This is a genomic window from Pseudomonas putida (assembly GCF_028682455.1).
Classification (GTDB): domain Bacteria; phylum Pseudomonadota; class Gammaproteobacteria; order Pseudomonadales; family Pseudomonadaceae; genus Aquipseudomonas; species Aquipseudomonas putida_AA.
Window position 1 is genome coordinate 1 of the sequence record NZ_JANHLD010000005.1, and the last position, 15,071, is coordinate 15,071.

The window sequence follows — 15,071 nt, forward strand, 5'->3', positions numbered from 1 at the left end:
CTCTGGCTCATTGTCACCCGCCATCAGCCGCTTCCAGAAAGAAAGCATACGGTGATAGTCGAACTCCCGACTGATCTGCCTATCGACCATCTTGGAAATTTGGAAGCGATCATACCCACTGATCGGGCCTAACGTTATGGTTTCGATCATTCTTTCCTCAGTGCTTGTGGTTTGCCGTGTTACCGGCGGTGTCGATGATTCTGGCGCCACCGAAAATATCGCCCGTTACGAGTAACGATCCGTTGATCTGCACCTGGCCTGTCAGGGTGATGCTGGCCGCCTCAACGGTGGCCGTCCCCGACTTGGCCGTGATCGCGTCATCCGTCAACACCGCCTCGGTGCTGCCGACCTTGATGCTGACGGTGCCGCCGGGCAGCTCGATGGTGTAGGTGTTGGCCTGCCAGTCGTAGACCAGCGAGCCGCCATCATCGAAACGCCATACCTCGACGTGATCGCGGTTATCCGGCTGGGCCCCGGCGTTGCCGTAGAGCCCCGGTACAAACGTGCCCTGCGCTGGCTCCCCGCTCGGACTGATCAACGCACCCTGCTCGTCCAGGCTTGGCGCTCGCCAGTGCCGGGCCTTACCGGCCGCCTGGCTGTGCCAACGCACCCAGGCGCTTGTCCAGCCAGCGCCGTCGGAAACGCGAACCTTGGCGGCAGCCAGGTCAACCGCCACCACCCGACAAGGAATAATCAGGCCTGCCAGCATGCGGTCATGGGCCGCGCTTGTTGCGCTCATGCCATTGCCTCCGGCGATTGATAGTGCTGTTCACTCCCGGGGCCGGTGTCAGGGCTGAAGCCCCACACCAGCTTGCCAGGCGGTTGATTGGGCCACGGCCACTCTTCCTCACCGAGGTAAATGTCCTGAGTCCACTCAACGACCCACACCGCGCAGCTATCCAGTTCAGGCCGAGTCCAATCCTGAGAGGAGCGCACGAACTGCGCCTGCCCGACTGCCAAACCCCAATGTTGCATCCGCAGCAGCACCGCCATTTGCGAGGCTGCGAATGCCACCTTCTGATGGCATTCAACATCCTCGCTGCCAACGATAAAGCGCACCTCAAACCGTGCGATAAGCGGTGTCTCCCCGGTGCCCTGGTCTTGGCCAGGTTCAAACTCGACAAGCTCGATTACGGCCGCCGGCAAATCCACTTGCTCGGCCATATGCGGCATGGTGCACACACAGGTCAGTCCGGGGATCGCCTGCGCAATGTGCTCCTCGATGGCGCGATACAACAACTCAAGACTGAATTCAGGTTCAGACACGGACGGATCCTCGAAGGTACTTCTGTAGTTCAAAGTTCAGCTCCTGGTGCAGCACCTTCAGCAAATGCTGATCAGCCTGGCGCACCCACTTTTCAAAGTGCGGGCGCACGTCATCCAAGGAGATCTTGGCCTTGGCTAACGGATACCGACTGTCATTTTCCGAGATCCAACCCGAGCTGGCCCCTCCCGCTCCAGACACCTCACTGGCGGGATAGTCGCTGCGCTTGAAGTGCTTGCTTGCAGTGCGAATCCAGACATCGGGTTGCCCGCCGTAAACCTTCTTGAAAAAAGCCCCTTGATAGCGGCGATTCCCCACCGACACACCAGCACGCGTCTGCCGAGGCCGGCCAGCGCGACTAGCTTCAATCGGGTTGATGCCGAACCACAGCTTGCCCTGGCCATTGCTGCCAACTGAGTAAGCACGCAAGCGCTGCCGCACTGCGCCAACCGCAACACGCTCTTGCTGGCTTACCTCACGCGCGATATACGTGCGCAACCAACGTAGGGTCTTGTTGATGGCTCGGCGCTGGGCCGCAATCGCGGCCTTGGGGACCAATGCAGCAAAATCAGCGAAAGCCTTCAGGTCCGACTGATCAACCTGAAGCGTGAGGAGCCCTGAGCTGGACGATAGCTTGTGATAGCTGCCAACGTTCATCGAATCTCCCGCAGGGTCAGGTTGATCCAGCCAGTACCGTCCGGCGCCCGCTTGGTGATGATGTAGCGTCCGCCACCATCCTCCGGAGCAAGCTGGACAACCAGGTGCTGGCCTTCCTTGATACCGTTAGCATGTGCGATCCGCACAGCGAAGGTTGGTTCGCGCAGGCCAGTGTTGATGCCACCGACCTTAGGTTGCAACCAGGGCGCCGAGAAGAATCCCGGCACCGGCTCGTCACTCCCCTCGATCATGGCCTCATCGCCGAGAACCTCCAGCAACTGCGCGTCCATCACAGCCGTCTGGTCACGGAAGGCCATGATCACTCACCGTCGTCTTGTTCGTCCTTGGCTGGAAGCTTCCCGCGAGGCGCGATTTTGCCTTCATCGACCAGCAGTTCAAGGATCTCCTTATTGGTCGACGGGTAGGTTTCGCCCTTTTTGTAGGTCTTGCTGCCGTCCTGAATGCAACCATCGGCCACGACGTACTCGATTTTTACCGCCATGTCACACCACCTTTGCGTACAAGAAAGCATTAGGTTCCAGCATGCCGGCCAAGGCGGCACTCTGCAGTTTCAACCAGCGAGCGCTTGGGTCTGGGGTGACCCAACTTTTCGGGAAGCGCACCGCTTCCACCAGGCCGCTTTCGATGGCATCGACGTCCTGAATAGCGCCGTACAACATCGCGTTACGCGTCGAAGTAGCGCCGAGGATCAAACCACCCTCAGGCACCATCTGCTGTTCATCACCCTCGTCGTCCAGGTACCACTCGTCATACACATACAGGTCGATGCCCGGATCGTTGAGGTAGCCCAGGTAAGTCACGCCGTCTGGCAGCAACTCAGGCTTGATCAGGCCCATATCGACGCGCCGGGTGTTGAGCTGTTTCAACACGGCGTCGTTGCTCTGAAACGCGTCCTGGGCCTCACCGCTAAGCACCGCGACGTTGCCGGTGCGCCCGGAGTCTTTGGCGATCTGGCGCTTCCACTGCCGCAGGTTGGCAATGGGGTCAGAATCCGAGGTGTTCCAACGGCCACTGGCCAAGGTGACCTTGTGGGTGTCTTCCATCAGAAAGTCGATGGTGTCATCCACGCCCTCACCAACGACGCGAACCCGGCCGGTGCTCAGCGCTTGGGCGCACATCCACTCTTCCCGGCGGGTGATCTCGTCATCCAGTTCGATCAGGTCACGACCCAGTTGCTCGCCCGCTCGCTCTAGCGGGGTGCGGGCAGAATAGGGATTGTCACCTGCGGCGCGCTTGAGGATCTGCTCGGCACGGGTTTTACGCTTCGGCTGGATGTAAGGCGGGGTGTAGGTTTCGCTGCTGAAGCCGGTACGCAGCGAGATGCTCCCCGGCAGCGAAGGGTGAACGAAGGGCGCCATTGTCCGCTGGCCTTTCACGATGTCGATGGTCACCGCTTCGGTACCGAAGGTCACTGGGTTGGCACCATTGAAAAAGGTACTCATCAGGAAGCGACGCGGGGTTGCCATCTGCTCGACGGCTTCCAGCATGGTCAGGGTGTCGAAAATATCGGTCATGGGTGCTCCGGTCAGCGAATGAAGAGGCAGAGAGGACGCAGTGCGGCCTTCGCGGCGGCCAGGGTCAGGCCCTCGCCGAGGGTGAGTTGACTGCCCAGCACTTGGCCGGTCAGACGGATCGGGGCGCTCTTCGCGCCACCCACTGTGTCGATGTCCTGGTCGAGGATGGCGGTTGGCATCTGCGACCCGTCGTCGGCAGCAGCCTTGCACAGCAGGTATTCCTTGGTGGCCGTGACCTGGCCCAGGACTGCGCCACGCGTCAGATCCTGACCAGCGGCAATGACACCGGTGTCCATAGCAATGGGAAAGTCGCCGGCCGACAGCTGTCGTGGCTGGTAGGTAGTGCGTTCGGGGTTGCTCATGGATGTCTCCAGTTAACGGCGCGAGGCGCCTGCAACGATTGCGTTGACAGCGGCTTTGCGCTCGCCCTGCTCGCCGCCAGTGGGGGTGGTACCGGTGACGCCCTGGGCATCGCTCTTGATGCTCGCCAGCGAAATACCGCGATCCTGTGCGGCCTTGAACATCACCAGCGCGGTCGCTTCGACTGAGCTGCCGTTATCGATAGCCGCTTCGATTTCTTTCTCAAAACCCTTGCTAGCCAGAGCGTTGATACCCTTGATGCGTTCGCGCTCAGCGGTGGTAGCCTCGGTGCGAATCGAGGTAGTGTCAGGCTGGTCGGCCTGGGCAATCTCGATGGTGTTGGCATCGGTACCGGCAGCCAGTGCCGCACGCAGTTCTGCCGTGGTCTTGACGGTGGTCATGGTGTGTATCCTTGGAGAGGTGATGGCCGGTTTGGCCAGTTCGGTGATCAGGGATTCCAGCGAGCCCACGCGATGGGCCAGGCCGTGCTTGACGGCGTCAGCGCCAACACGCAGTCCGCCGTGATCGCCCATCTCGGGGACTTGCTCGGCATCGACGCCAAGGTTGCGGGCAACCTTGCTCACGAAGACATCGCCCAGGGCGTCGATGGTCTCGCCCAGCTTGCTGCGCCCTTCCTCGGTGGAGAGATCCAGGCGCTTGTTCGGAGCATTGCGGCTGACGATCTGGTAGCGCTTGCGGCCGCTTGTGGACTCGTTCTCGACGACCGCTTCCACAACGACCCCAATGCTTCCCGCCAGACTGGCCTCATCGATGACAATCTCGCTGGCTGCCGAGGCGATCCAATAGCCCGCGCTCGCTCCCGTGCCGCCGATGTACGAGACGATGCGCTTGCGGGAGCGGCCGGCAAAGATCATCTCTGCCAGTTCGTTAATGCCCGACGCCACGCCACCAGGGCTGTCGATGTTGAGCACGATGGCCTTGACCTTGGGGTCGTCCAAGGCTCGCTGGATGTCAGTGGCCAGGACTTGGGTGCTGGTCGCACCGCTGATCTCGGTGAACAGGTTGGCGTAACGGAAGATCGGTCCAATGACCGGAACCACCGCCACGCCGTTGCGCAGGCTTACACTGCGGGTTTCTTCAAGCCGCTCGCCGCGCTTGGTCGCCAGCGCCATCGGATCGCCCATGCGATCAGAGATGGCCAGCAGGTTGTCCAGGGCGTCGGGCAGCATCAGCCAGGGCTGCGAGGCAGCCAGCTCAAGTGCTCGCGGCATGCTTATTCCTCTTCGGGTTTAGGGTCAGGCGGATTTTCCAGCCCGCTCTTTGGCAGGGCCTGCAGGTTGTGTTTGCGACGCTGATCGACTTCGCGCACGCGCTGACGGAACACTTGCTGCCAGGGCTCGCCGGTCATTGCTGCGGTTTCCAGCGTTTCGTTGCTGACGCCGATTTCAATGCGCTTACCGGCGGCGTTCGCTTCCTTGAGCTCGTCGATGGCACCACGCGCCGGGCCAATCCAGATGGCCTGGCAGTACGCTTTGCGCTTGGCCGGGTCGCCGTAGCCCGGCAGGTCGATCAAGCCCCTGGCCACCGCTTCGTCGATGACCAGCTCGCGGCTGGGCTGGCAGAAGTCGCAAGCCAGCCACCAGCGGCGCAGGCTGTAAAAACGCCAGGCCTGAAGCATCGCGGCTCGGGCAGCGCTGTAGCTGCTGCTGTAGTGCAGCAGCAGTTCCTCCAGCGGCAGCTCCAGGGCGGCGCCAATCTCTTTCACCACGGCGGTGAAGAACGGATCGAACTGAGCATTTGGCCGACCGGGGTTGGCCACCACCGGTTCCTCGCCGACACCGAGGTCAACCACGGCCCCCTCGCCCAAGGCCAACTCGCCGTCGGTGGTGTCATCCCCGCCCGGAGTCTCTTCAGCCAGGGCAGTCATCGGCAGGTTGCCTGTCTGGAAGTCGCTGCTCTTCTTGATGAATACCGTGAACATGGCCGAGATCACCGCCGCCATAAGCTCGGCACTGGCGTAGCGTTCAAGCTTCTGCAGGGGTTCGAGTACCGGTGCCAGGTAGGGCATGCCCCGCTTCTGGCCGGGCCGTTCCTTGTCCGCCAAGACATGCAGCACGCGGCGGCGGCCTGTCTCAGCGCCGAACACGCTCAACCGCTCCCACGCCAGGTTTTTTCCAGCCACGTGCTCGCCGACATACCCAGTGCACACGTGGTACGCCACGGGCGAACCCAGCTCGTCGAACTCGACGCCATCGACCAGGTCGACCCGATCCAAACCGGTATTCGGATTGCTGACCCGGTCGGACTCGATCAACTGCAGACGGGTGCTGAAGATGCACCCGGGACGCTCTTTGTCCGGGCTGGCCACGAACACATCGCCCGCCACCATTGACGACACCAGGACCAGCGCCTGGAGTTGGTAATGGTTGAGCGTGGCCTCTGCATCGCATTCCCGTGGGTCGTCGGCGTACAACGACCACAGGCGGTCAAGTTCGCCGTTCAGGTCGTCCGCCGCCTCTTCGCTGATGCCGAGTGCCGCATGGTCAACCTGGGCACGGCAGACCAAGCCGGTACCAACCACGTTGGTACGCAACCGCGTGATCGCCGCACGTGCGATAAGGTGGTTGCGCATGGCATCGCGGGAGCGGGCTACCAGCATCCGCCGTTCACTCTGGTTGAAGTCGCGTCGTGGACTGCCAAGGCCAGGAATCCAACTGGCCATGCTGCGCAACACTCGCGAGGCACCACGCCAACGGGTTTCGACCCCACCACCGCCCCCCTGGGCAACGATCTGCTGACCGCCAACCGTAGCCTTGGCCAGCTTCAGGGCTTCGCGCATTAGCTGATCCGCTGCGCTTTCACGCTTCCAGAAGGCCATGCTTAAACCCTCACGTAGGAAACGCGGCTGCGGCCACGGCGCTGGAGCGCTGCCGCCTCAGCGGCGACCTGATCGGCGTACTGCTTCTCCAGCAGACGCAGGCTGTTGAGCTCGGCCATCTGGACTTCACGATCCGCCCGGCGCAGGCGCTGGCCGTTCTTCAGGACGGCCGAGATCGCCGCCCGAACTTCCGCAAGGCGTTGTTGTGCTTCTGTCATGGTGAACCTCGATTAGCTGACGCGACTCCGAGTACCACGTCCGCGAGTCACTGCGCGGCGTGGCACCGGCGCTACCGCCTGCTCAGTATTGAAGAGGGTAGGCTGAAGCTGTTGCTGCTCCAGCTGGTCCCATTCGTGATCGCGTAGCAGGTGGGTCTTGAGGCTGCGCGCCGCGTGCAAGGCGTACACCTCGCAGTCCAAGGCTTCGTTGCGTCGCCCTGCTTTCTTTTGCCAGACCATCTTGCTCGGCTGGCGCGGGTGCGGTGCCAGTACCTCGTTGGTCACCTGCTCGTAGTAGTCAGCGCGGATCTCGCTGTACCAGTGCATCCGTCCCGGCCCGCTGCCCGAGAGTCGCATGCGACCATCGATCAGCGTCTTGGCCTTGTGGGTGCCGACGATGTACACCCGCAGACCGTACTTGGCAGCCTTGGTGTTGTCCTGGCTGGTGTCCGCCGACTGGGCCGGTTTGGTGAAAATCTCCCGGTCCCGGCTATCGATCGACGCGCCCTTGATCGCCATGATGTTGAAGCGCTGCCGGTCACGCACGTAGGTGTACACCGCATCGCTGGTGTTGCCGTCGGAGCTGTCGATGCTGACCGACGAAACGGCGAGCTGAGCGCCGCCCTCGGCGGTGATGGGGGTGGCAATGATCTTGTCGAGTTCAGTCCACACTGGATCGTGGGGGTCAATCGGATTGCCCTCCAACTCGCCCCAGTACAACCGCCAAGACTCTTCACCCCTGCCCCAGCCCACGATCACCAGGGCCAGGCGGTCGCCTTGAACGTCCACGCCGACAGTGACCAACAGCACGCCTTTCGGCGCGGTCAACTCGGCGTAAGGCTCGGCGCGTTTCTCCAACTCATCGGTCTTGGGCGCATTGCTCTTGTACTCGTAGCACTCGCCCATCTGACTATTGGTGAACGCGATCATCGGGCCGTGGTTGCCGTTCGACGCGGCGTGTTCGGCTTGGAGCTTCTTCTCCATCAGCACTTCAAAGCGAGAGCCGTGGAACGTGGCATACAGCTCATTGAGGATGTAACCCGCAATTCCCCGGAACTCGGCGGTAGCCTCCCAACGGCCGTGCTGGAGGTTGGCATTCTTCTGGTGGTCGTCCCAGATCTCGCCGCAATGCGGGCAGGCGTAGTACGCCGTTTCCGGGCGACGCTTACCGTACACCTCATGGTAGTAACTGGGATCCTCGTCGCAATGCAGATGCTCGAAGCTCAGGGCATGCGCCTGGCTGCAGCCATGGCATGGCACCAGGCCAATGCGCTTGTCCGACAGCTCCAGCTCAGCGTCAATCGCTGAGAGCCCCTTGATGGTGGGCGTACCGCCGATGATGATCTTGGACCGACGGAACGTTTTCAGTCGTTCCTTAGCCAGCTTGATACTGTCCCCCTGCCCCCGCAGGTTCAGGTTGCAGTCGTCCGGCTCTTCCACTGCGACCCGAGGCACCGGGGTGGACTTCACACTGGACGGGCTGTTCGAGCCGACCATCTTGAGGAAGCCGCCAGGAAACCGCTTGAAGTCTTGGCGCTGCTGCAGCTTACGGCTGCGAAGATCGACCTTTTTGCGCAAGCGCTTGGTCGCCGCGATCATCGGCTCCAGCTTTTCAGCGACGTACTGCTTGGCCGCTTCGGCCTTGGGAAACAGAATCAGGATCGGGGACGGATCAAGGTCGATCCACTTGCCGATGGCGTTACCCATCACCCCCGAGGTCCAGGCCACCTGGGCGGACTTGCGACCAACGATCTCGAACACATTCGGATCGTCCAAGGCTTCCAGCGGGCCACCCGGCCAGACCAGGTGAGGCGTGACATCGAAGCGGTATTTCCCAGGCTTACCTGCCTCTTCAGTTGAGAGGTAACGGTACTTGGTGGCCCATTCGATGATGCTCATACGTGGTGGCGGCGCCCATTTTCGGCACGCCCGGCTGATGCCCTTACTCGCCGTCTTGTTCAGAGCCCTCCTCATCGTCCGGCTCGTCAGGATCCCACTCGGGATCATCGTCACCCTCGTCATACGCGGACAACCTCCTGAGTATTAGTTCGATGGGCTCGCGAATCAGTTGGTCGTCGACTTCAACGCCGTACTGCGCGGACAAAGTCGCGGCCAACTCATCCGGCAGGGTATTTAGCAACTCGATCTTGGCGGCGGTGATAACGTCCTCGAAGCGAGAAACCATCTCTGCCTCGATCACGACTTCGCCCAGGTCCTTTGCCAGCGCCAGCTCTTCGCGGTCGCCGCGTATCCTGTCCAGCCGATCCCGTGTACTTTCCTTCTTGCCGTTCAACGCAGCCTGGCGCATGAGCCACTCGATCACCGCTTGGGTGTCGTACTGGTTTTCGTTGCCGCGACCCACGCCGAACTCGATGACGGGCATTCCGTCTTTCTGCCAGCGGCTGAGGGTGCGCTCATCTCGACCGACGATCTCACCGAGGTCGGCCTTGCTGACTGTCTTGCCCATTGCTAAGTCCTTGAAAAGACGGACATCCCTGCATACACCTCAGCTGCAGAGATTCCGCGAGTCCCCGTACCCGTGTAGGGGGCGAGCCAGGGGGAGGACCCAAAATTTCACCACGCCCGCCCGTGCCCGGTGGGGTCACCCGTGCCTGCAACGCTGAGGCATCAGCAAGTCCGGCAACACCGCCCACACCGGCAGCGAGGCTTCTCTTGGTAACGCCCCGTGGCCAGCGCCATGCTCAACGCCTGTACCAGGACCTCCTTGGGGGTTTCCTCCAGGGTTTTCTCCCAGTAATGTCGCGCACGCATAAAATCGAAATCTCGGCGCACTTGTCTGTCGATGAAGCCCAATACTTGCTCCCAGCTTTGGGGGTTTGCTTTCTCTTGTTCAGGAGTCAAGGACATGACCACCTCCAACATTCAGAAATTTGATGAGATCACCGGCCGGGTGTTTGGTGCTCTCTATGAAAACTTCCCGGTAGCCAGACATCTGCTGATCGAAGACTTCCTGGAAGACGGGTTTTCTTACGATGAGGGCGCGCAGGGAGACTTTCCCAATCAGAACGGTGAGTTTTTCTTCGCCTGTGTCGAGTGGCTGGCAGAGGCGGGATACCTGCGCTTTAAAGAGAAACTGCATGACTCAGGATTTGAAAGAGTGGTTCTAACCGCAAAAGGCCTTGAAGCCCTCAAGGCTGTTCCCGCTAGCCTTACCGTTGGTCCATCCCTAGGCGACCAACTCGTTGATGCCACCAAAAGCGGTACCAAGAGCATCGTGGGCAGCCTGGCGGGCGAAGTACTGTCGGTGGGCTCCCGCTTCGTAGCCACCCATTACTTTGGGTTACCGAGCTAAATCAGCACGACTCAAAGCGCTCCGTCATCCTGGTGGTCCATCTTATTCAGCACCAGGGTGACTGGACGGCGGCACTTCGCAGACGCCCAGGCGCTTGGCGGCCCAGCGTTCGTACAAGCCGATTGCTACATCGGCACCGGCCATGGCCGTGAGGCAACCCACCGCCGCTGACGCGATGACCGAAACACCCAGCGCATACAGAAGCATGTTGGCTGACAAGCCGCAGGTCACACAGGCCCCAGAGCGCAACGCCAAGCGACGTAGCAGTGACCAGCCTGTTATTCCGGCCTTGTCTGCGCGCCACATCTCGCCGGACACCCCCCCAACTAGGGAAAGTACGATCACCATCCAGATAGGAAGCCCAACTAAAGTTTGCTGCTCACTGTTCATCAGTGCCTCATAGGTCAACGCACGGCGCCAGAAACAGAAAACCCCGCCAATTGGCAGGGTTCTCGATGCAACGACAGGTCGGAGCGGTTGCACAGCACAGTGCTTGTGGGGGAAGCGCCTAAGCGCACTTTTCATATCGTGGCGACTTTTTACCTGCGTTCGGAAAAACCGAAAAGGGCCAGTTTTCGGTTCGTCGTCTCGACGCTACTTCGACGCACTGTCGGCGCACGCTCGGCGCATTGTGAACCGACGAACGGTATGCCGCCTGTTAACCCCTGAGCGTGCAATCAGCAGCGACAGCACTTGCAGGTGCAGCGCCTTGACCCAGTTTCGATAGGTTCGGTCTGCATCTTCGGCCAGGCCAACCTCGCGCATCTGTTCCCGAATCGGTGCGCCATGCAGGTAACGAAACTCGGCCAACGTAGACAACACCGCACCCCGCTTATCTCGACGCCCCAGCTCGGCAACAGCCGCGTCGACTTCCGCAGCAGAGCGATCCAGGCCAGCACCACCCAGCAGGATCCGATGCCCTGATGTTCCGCCTCTCGGTGCTGCGCCCTTCCATTCCATGATGCTACCCATCTGACTACCCAACCCCGCCTCCAGGCCGAGCCGGGCGCGCTGTTCGGCCCAATGCCGCATCAAACCTTCAACCATCGCCAAGCGCTCTGCCAGTTCCAAGCTTTCGATGTCCGCCATCATCAACGCATCCCCCCGAAACCCGCTACCCGACACACAATTAGGCAACTCAACACAAACCCAACACAGATAAAACCTAATAAATTCAAAGCATTAAAGGTATTCGAGTTGAGTGTGTTGGGTTTGTTGAGTTTATTTAGCCTCGTATGGGAATTATTTTGATCCTGATGAATGTCGCCAAAAGTTGCGCGCCTGCGCGTGCGCGACGACAAACCCAACACACCCACCACGACCCTCGGCAAACCCGCTGAATCTGCGGCCCATACGTGTGTTGCCCCTTGCACATCGACCCGACACAAACCCAACACACTCAACACGCTTATGGTCGCACTCATGTTGCCAGCCCCTTCACATGGTCCCAGCCATCGACATTCCAACCCGCAAGCTTTGCCCTGGCACGCCACTCGGCGACGCACGCGCCCAGCTCGGCCGACTTTGTGGATGGGGGCAGGGAAGGATCTCCATCGGGCGGAAAGAAGAACGCGGCGAAACGACGGTTGTTGCCATCAGTCCACGGAATCGCTCGGGTCTTCTCCACCGTTGCGCTGATCATCAAGGAGAACTTCGTCTGGCTCATCGAGTGCTCCCGGTTGCGCGAACACCACTCAAGAAACATGGCGTACACGTCCGTCGACAGACAGCAGCCCCACAGGCCACGCCCGAGCTCGCCCATGCGCCACAGGTACAGGAACGTCTGCCATGCGGTCCTACTGAGAGCCACCAAGCGTTGGCGCGCCTCGGTCTTCGGTGGTCGTGTGCGCTGATTGAACTCACCCAGCTCGATGCTCAAAAGCCAGCCATAAAGCGCCGCCACACCACCATTCTTTAACTCATTACCAATGGCCTTCTGGCGCTCGACAGGAAGCGTCTCCAGAGGCCACATAACCAACATGCGGCGGTCATCCTCGCTGATCGGCCAGGGCATGATCTCGTTGCTGAGAAACGCCGCATTCATGTGGTTGGCTTCCTCCCAACCATTGATGAACTTCGACTCCATGCGTACCGTCTTGCCGGTGATCATGTGCTTGATCTTGCCGACCTGGTTGTAACGCTGATCGCGGCTAACAACCTCCTCGAACACCGCCCAAAGCTTGCGGCTCTGCCAAGCGTTGAAACTTCCCTCCAACTGGGACTGCCCGACCGTGGCCGCGTATTGGCCGTAAAGCTCCCCCAGTACGTCGGAGAACAACAGGCTTTTGCCTGAGCCTTCCATTGTCGAGTGGAACAGGACAGCCGTGTCCATCTTGGCCCCCATGTGCTGCAACGGGAACGCGACCCACTTCAACAGCCAGTCCAATGCTTCGGCATCGTGATTGCACAAGAACGAGATCAGCCAGCGCAGGTTTTCGCACGCAGCGTCATCCCTCACCGGCTCCAGCGGCAGCCCTTCAAACGTGTTGATGTGGGTAGCGGGATCTTTGGTCATGGTGGGATCGAACACGATGTGGTCGACATCCACCACCCGCCGACTGGGGCTGTTCAGCCACAGCGAATAGGCATCACCAAGGGCCATTTTGACGGCACCCTCGGCAATCCGGCGCTTCTTCTCTCGGTCCCATACGTCCTTGGTCCCGTCGATGTAGACGTACCGTTCGATGGGCTCGAGTTTCAATGCGCCGCCCTTTTTGCTGGACATGCGCCGGGCCTGCTCTAACTCCTGGACTTGCTCAGCAGCAACCAACTTTTTGTTAGTCCGCTCCATCCATTCTTTCGCCAGCGGCTTACCGACCAGGGCCTCGAAACCAGAGCGCTTCATCTGCCGCCCCTTATCCATGTCCCACACCTGAGTGGTGCCCTCGACCAGCGCGAATCGCCGCATGGCAATTTCAATGTCGAGGGCGTCGTCCCCCGCGCCCCCGGTGCTGCAGGAGTCGGCCGGGCTGGGGCTTGCCCCTTCCAATGGGGCGCGGGGAAGATCGTCAGCAATTAACTGGGCGAGGTCATCAAGTGTGAACGGCTGATCGTCGGCCTCATTTCGAGTAGGGGCGCGGGGAAGTTCACCAAGAGGTGGCGGGGATGGTGGTCGCGACTTCGCGTCGATGCCCAGCATACGCGCTGCCGCCTTCGTCGCCTCGCGGGTGTTGCCACCATGCTGCAGGATGCAAAACACATCGAACGCATCATTCTTGTGCCCGTTGTTCAGCGGGTCAGAGCTATGGTGCGAATAAAGTTTGTCCTCGCTGATGGTGACACCAGGAAGGCCGCTGCCGCTCTGCGGGCACAACCATTTGTTGCCGATTCGCTTGTAGCCATGTGCCTCGATCAGCGTTACCAGGTCATGGCAACGGTTGAACTCAGGAATGACTTCAGGCAGCGACTTACCGGAATGCTCCGGTGTAGAACGCGACTTGGGTGTAGTGACCACTGGCGGCGCCAGAGGCTTGGGCAACCAAGGACAAGTCGCTTCAGCACCGGGCTTGAACTCATCCCACCCCAGCCAAATACTCAGCAACTCAGGCGGAAGGTCCGGCAACCCATCCGGCGATGGCGGGTTACGCCAGGTATAAGGTTGCTTTGTTCCAGGATGGATAGAGGGTGGCAGGACGTCCTGGACCAGGCCGCCCCGCAACTCGAAGACAGTGATCTTCTTGAAGGGCTCAGCGGCCAGGCGAAAAGCAGCTTCCCGAGCAGTATCGCCCGCATCTACCGCCGCCTTTACCTGGGCCATGATGCCCTTGAAAATCGACCCATCGGGGTCGGTCTTGTTGGGCCATACCAGCGAGTGTCGGGTCAGCTCGACACCATCCGGCACACGGAACATAACGCGAAAGCGCGTCGGGTTACCAACTGTGGTCGGATAGGCATCTGCCAGGGAATCCAGATCCATGCCCAGCTGCTGTTGCAACACAAGCCGACTCAGTTCTACATCATCGACATCAAGCGAACAAACTCGGCTCGGCCCCAGGACCACACCGAGGTTGTGCGCAGGCCGCTTCTGCCAAAGTGCTTCGGCAGCATTGGCGTCAGTGTAGTAACCACCAGGCTTGTTCCACCCACTGCCCTTCGGGCCCTTCTCACCTGGTTCAATCGGTACCAGTGCAAGCCCGTAGGCTTCAATGTAGTGCCGCGCCCATGCAGCAGTCGGCTGTCCTTGGAGGTCAATCATGCATGCCGCTCCCGCAGCTCTTGGCAACTGACACAGGTTTCGCAACCTGCGACCAACTGCTGACGCAACGCCGGGATAGGTTCGTCGCAGTCTTCGCAGAATTGCGCGCTGGGCTTTGCACTTGCACGCAACTGGCGCTGCAACGACATCTGCAGGAAGTAGTCGGCCTGGTCATTGGCCAGATCGGCGATGTCAGCCATTTGCACGGTCCTCCATCGCCTGGCGGGCACCAGCCATGATGGCCAGCACCTGCCGAATGACGTCCATGCCTCGCTTCTCAAGGTCGAGAACTTCGTGCAGCTCCCACACGTTGTCTGCCGCGCCATCGTGCATGCTGCCAACGAACGCCCCTGCCTCGTCCAGCAACTTGCCAACGGCCTTCAGGGCTTCATTGGTGGCCGGTACCGGTTCTGGGCGATACCAGACAACGCCTGCGGCCCGGCAGAGTGCATCGAGCACGCGGGTATCCGCGGTCCACTGCAGAACTTCCTCCAGTTCGTCCGGCGAGAGCCAGCGGCGCTCTTCATCATGTTTGAGCTTCTTCTGCAGGGCATCAATATCGATGCCCATATCGAAGGCCAGGCGAGTGATCCCGCCGTGGTAGTCACGACCAGCGCGATAGAGCGCTTGCCGCAGGGAAAGGACCAGGCCTGTGCCCGGCAATGTATCTATGCGACTCATAACCGTTAA

The 15,071-nt window shown here is 60.6% G+C and carries 18 protein-coding genes; 1 reads left to right on the plus strand and 17 read right to left on the minus strand.

Going from position 1 to position 15,071, the window contains the following annotated elements:
- Positions 1-157 precede the first annotated feature (157 nt).
- The 12 genes from NPS58_RS26910 to NPS58_RS26965 are packed head-to-tail and all read right to left on the minus strand — an operon-like array spanning position 158 to position 9,340.
- Positions 158-739, minus strand: a complete 582-nt coding sequence (locus NPS58_RS26910; protein ID WP_274118264.1) for a phage baseplate assembly protein V — start codon at positions 737-739, stop codon at positions 158-160.
- Positions 736-1,266: a hypothetical protein gene (locus NPS58_RS26915; protein ID WP_274118265.1), complete on the minus strand. Its 531-nt coding sequence runs from the start codon at positions 1,264-1,266 to the stop codon at positions 736-738. Before NPS58_RS26915 ends, NPS58_RS26910 begins: the two co-directional genes overlap by 4 nt.
- Positions 1,259-1,921 (minus strand): hypothetical protein, encoded by a 663-nt coding sequence (locus NPS58_RS26920; RefSeq protein ID WP_274118266.1) that lies wholly within the window; start codon positions 1,919-1,921, stop codon positions 1,259-1,261. Before NPS58_RS26920 ends, NPS58_RS26915 begins: the two co-directional genes overlap by 8 nt.
- The gene (locus NPS58_RS26925) at positions 1,918-2,238 is read right to left on the minus strand and encodes a head-tail joining protein (protein ID WP_274118267.1); all 321 of its coding nucleotides are present in this window, start codon (positions 2,236-2,238) and stop codon (positions 1,918-1,920) included. The genes NPS58_RS26920 and NPS58_RS26925 overlap by 4 nt, the downstream gene beginning before the upstream one ends.
- Before the next feature lie 2 nt (positions 2,239-2,240).
- A complete protein-coding gene (locus NPS58_RS26930) occupies positions 2,241-2,423 on the minus strand; it encodes a hypothetical protein (RefSeq protein WP_274113217.1) in 183 nt (60 codons plus the stop codon).
- Between the two features lies 1 nt (position 2,424).
- Positions 2,425-3,456 carry a major capsid protein gene (locus NPS58_RS26935; RefSeq protein WP_274118268.1) on the minus strand — a complete coding sequence of 344 codons (1,032 nt, stop codon included), beginning with the start codon at positions 3,454-3,456 and terminating at the stop codon, positions 2,425-2,427.
- Positions 3,457-3,467: 11 nt separating this feature from the next.
- Positions 3,468-3,818: a head decoration protein gene (locus tag NPS58_RS26940; RefSeq protein WP_274118269.1), complete on the minus strand. Its 351-nt coding sequence runs from the start codon at positions 3,816-3,818 to the stop codon at positions 3,468-3,470.
- A 12-nt stretch (positions 3,819-3,830) separates the two neighbouring features.
- The gene (locus NPS58_RS26945) at positions 3,831-5,048 is read right to left on the minus strand and encodes a S49 family peptidase (RefSeq protein ID WP_274118270.1); all 1,218 of its coding nucleotides are present in this window, start codon (positions 5,046-5,048) and stop codon (positions 3,831-3,833) included.
- 2 nt (positions 5,049-5,050) lie between these two features.
- On the minus strand, positions 5,051-6,655 hold the full coding sequence (locus NPS58_RS26950; RefSeq protein ID WP_274118271.1) for a phage portal protein: 1,605 nt from the start codon (positions 6,653-6,655) through the stop codon (positions 5,051-5,053).
- 2 nt (positions 6,656-6,657) lie between these two features.
- A complete protein-coding gene (locus NPS58_RS26955; protein ID WP_274113206.1) occupies positions 6,658-6,873 on the minus strand; it encodes a hypothetical protein in 216 nt (71 codons plus the stop codon).
- A 12-nt stretch (positions 6,874-6,885) separates the two neighbouring features.
- Complete coding sequence (locus NPS58_RS26960; RefSeq protein WP_274118272.1) at positions 6,886-8,772, minus strand: phage terminase large subunit family protein; 1,887 nt, start codon at positions 8,770-8,772, stop codon at positions 6,886-6,888.
- 43 nt (positions 8,773-8,815) lie between these two features.
- Positions 8,816-9,340: a terminase small subunit gene (locus NPS58_RS26965; protein ID WP_274118273.1), complete on the minus strand. Its 525-nt coding sequence runs from the start codon at positions 9,338-9,340 to the stop codon at positions 8,816-8,818.
- A 399-nt stretch (positions 9,341-9,739) separates the two neighbouring features.
- Between NPS58_RS26965 and NPS58_RS26970 the strand changes: the two genes are divergently transcribed.
- On the plus strand, positions 9,740-10,186 hold the full coding sequence (locus NPS58_RS26970) for a hypothetical protein (RefSeq protein WP_274113200.1): 447 nt from the start codon (positions 9,740-9,742) through the stop codon (positions 10,184-10,186).
- Between the two features lie 42 nt (positions 10,187-10,228).
- Here the strand turns inward: NPS58_RS26970 and NPS58_RS26975 are convergent, their stop codons facing one another.
- The 5 genes from NPS58_RS26975 to NPS58_RS26995 form a co-directional block, all read right to left on the minus strand.
- A complete protein-coding gene (locus NPS58_RS26975) occupies positions 10,229-10,576 on the minus strand; it encodes a phage holin family protein (RefSeq protein ID WP_274118274.1) in 348 nt (115 codons plus the stop codon).
- A gap of 204 nt (positions 10,577-10,780) precedes the next feature.
- Positions 10,781-11,278 (minus strand): hypothetical protein, encoded by a 498-nt coding sequence (locus NPS58_RS26980; RefSeq protein WP_274113198.1) that lies wholly within the window; start codon positions 11,276-11,278, stop codon positions 10,781-10,783.
- 328 nt (positions 11,279-11,606) lie between these two features.
- On the minus strand, positions 11,607-14,381 hold the full coding sequence (locus NPS58_RS26985; RefSeq protein ID WP_274118275.1) for a bifunctional DNA primase/polymerase: 2,775 nt from the start codon (positions 14,379-14,381) through the stop codon (positions 11,607-11,609).
- Positions 14,378-14,581 carry a TraR/DksA C4-type zinc finger protein gene (locus NPS58_RS26990; protein WP_274113196.1) on the minus strand — a complete coding sequence of 68 codons (204 nt, stop codon included), beginning with the start codon at positions 14,579-14,581 and terminating at the stop codon, positions 14,378-14,380. The genes NPS58_RS26985 and NPS58_RS26990 overlap by 4 nt, the downstream gene beginning before the upstream one ends.
- Positions 14,574-15,062, minus strand: coding sequence for a phage regulatory CII family protein (locus tag NPS58_RS26995; protein WP_274113194.1), 489 nt, complete (start codon positions 15,060-15,062; stop codon positions 14,574-14,576). Before NPS58_RS26995 ends, NPS58_RS26990 begins: the two co-directional genes overlap by 8 nt.
- Positions 15,063-15,071: the final 9 nt, after the last annotated feature.

Coding starts and splice junctions, on each gene's coding strand:
- NPS58_RS26980 (WP_274113198.1), bottom strand. CDS start 11,278: ATGATGGCGGACATCGAAAGCTTGGAACTGGCAGAGCGCTTGGCGATG.
- NPS58_RS26910 (WP_274118264.1), bottom strand. CDS start 739: ATGAGCGCAACAAGCGCGGCCCATGACCGCATGCTGGCAGGCCTGATT.
- NPS58_RS26925 (WP_274118267.1), bottom strand. CDS start 2,238: ATGGCCTTCCGTGACCAGACGGCTGTGATGGACGCGCAGTTGCTGGAG.
- NPS58_RS26950 (WP_274118271.1), bottom strand. CDS start 6,655: ATGGCCTTCTGGAAGCGTGAAAGCGCAGCGGATCAGCTAATGCGCGAA.
- NPS58_RS26995 (WP_274113194.1), bottom strand. CDS start 15,062: ATGAGTCGCATAGATACATTGCCGGGCACAGGCCTGGTCCTTTCCCTG.
- NPS58_RS26940 (WP_274118269.1), bottom strand. CDS start 3,818: ATGAGCAACCCCGAACGCACTACCTACCAGCCACGACAGCTGTCGGCC.
- NPS58_RS26970 (WP_274113200.1), top strand. CDS start 9,740: ATGACCACCTCCAACATTCAGAAATTTGATGAGATCACCGGCCGGGTG.
- NPS58_RS26985 (WP_274118275.1), bottom strand. CDS start 14,381: ATGATTGACCTCCAAGGACAGCCGACTGCTGCATGGGCGCGGCACTAC.
- NPS58_RS26990 (WP_274113196.1), bottom strand. CDS start 14,581: ATGGCTGACATCGCCGATCTGGCCAATGACCAGGCCGACTACTTCCTG.
- NPS58_RS26975 (WP_274118274.1), bottom strand. CDS start 10,576: ATGAACAGTGAGCAGCAAACTTTAGTTGGGCTTCCTATCTGGATGGTG.
- NPS58_RS26960 (WP_274118272.1), bottom strand. CDS start 8,772: ATGAGCATCATCGAATGGGCCACCAAGTACCGTTACCTCTCAACTGAA.
- NPS58_RS26920 (WP_274118266.1), bottom strand. CDS start 1,921: ATGAACGTTGGCAGCTATCACAAGCTATCGTCCAGCTCAGGGCTCCTC.
- NPS58_RS26930 (WP_274113217.1), bottom strand. CDS start 2,423: ATGGCGGTAAAAATCGAGTACGTCGTGGCCGATGGTTGCATTCAGGAC.
- NPS58_RS26945 (WP_274118270.1), bottom strand. CDS start 5,048: ATGCCGCGAGCACTTGAGCTGGCTGCCTCGCAGCCCTGGCTGATGCTG.
- NPS58_RS26965 (WP_274118273.1), bottom strand. CDS start 9,340: ATGGGCAAGACAGTCAGCAAGGCCGACCTCGGTGAGATCGTCGGTCGA.
- NPS58_RS26935 (WP_274118268.1), bottom strand. CDS start 3,456: ATGACCGATATTTTCGACACCCTGACCATGCTGGAAGCCGTCGAGCAG.
- NPS58_RS26955 (WP_274113206.1), bottom strand. CDS start 6,873: ATGACAGAAGCACAACAACGCCTTGCGGAAGTTCGGGCGGCGATCTCG.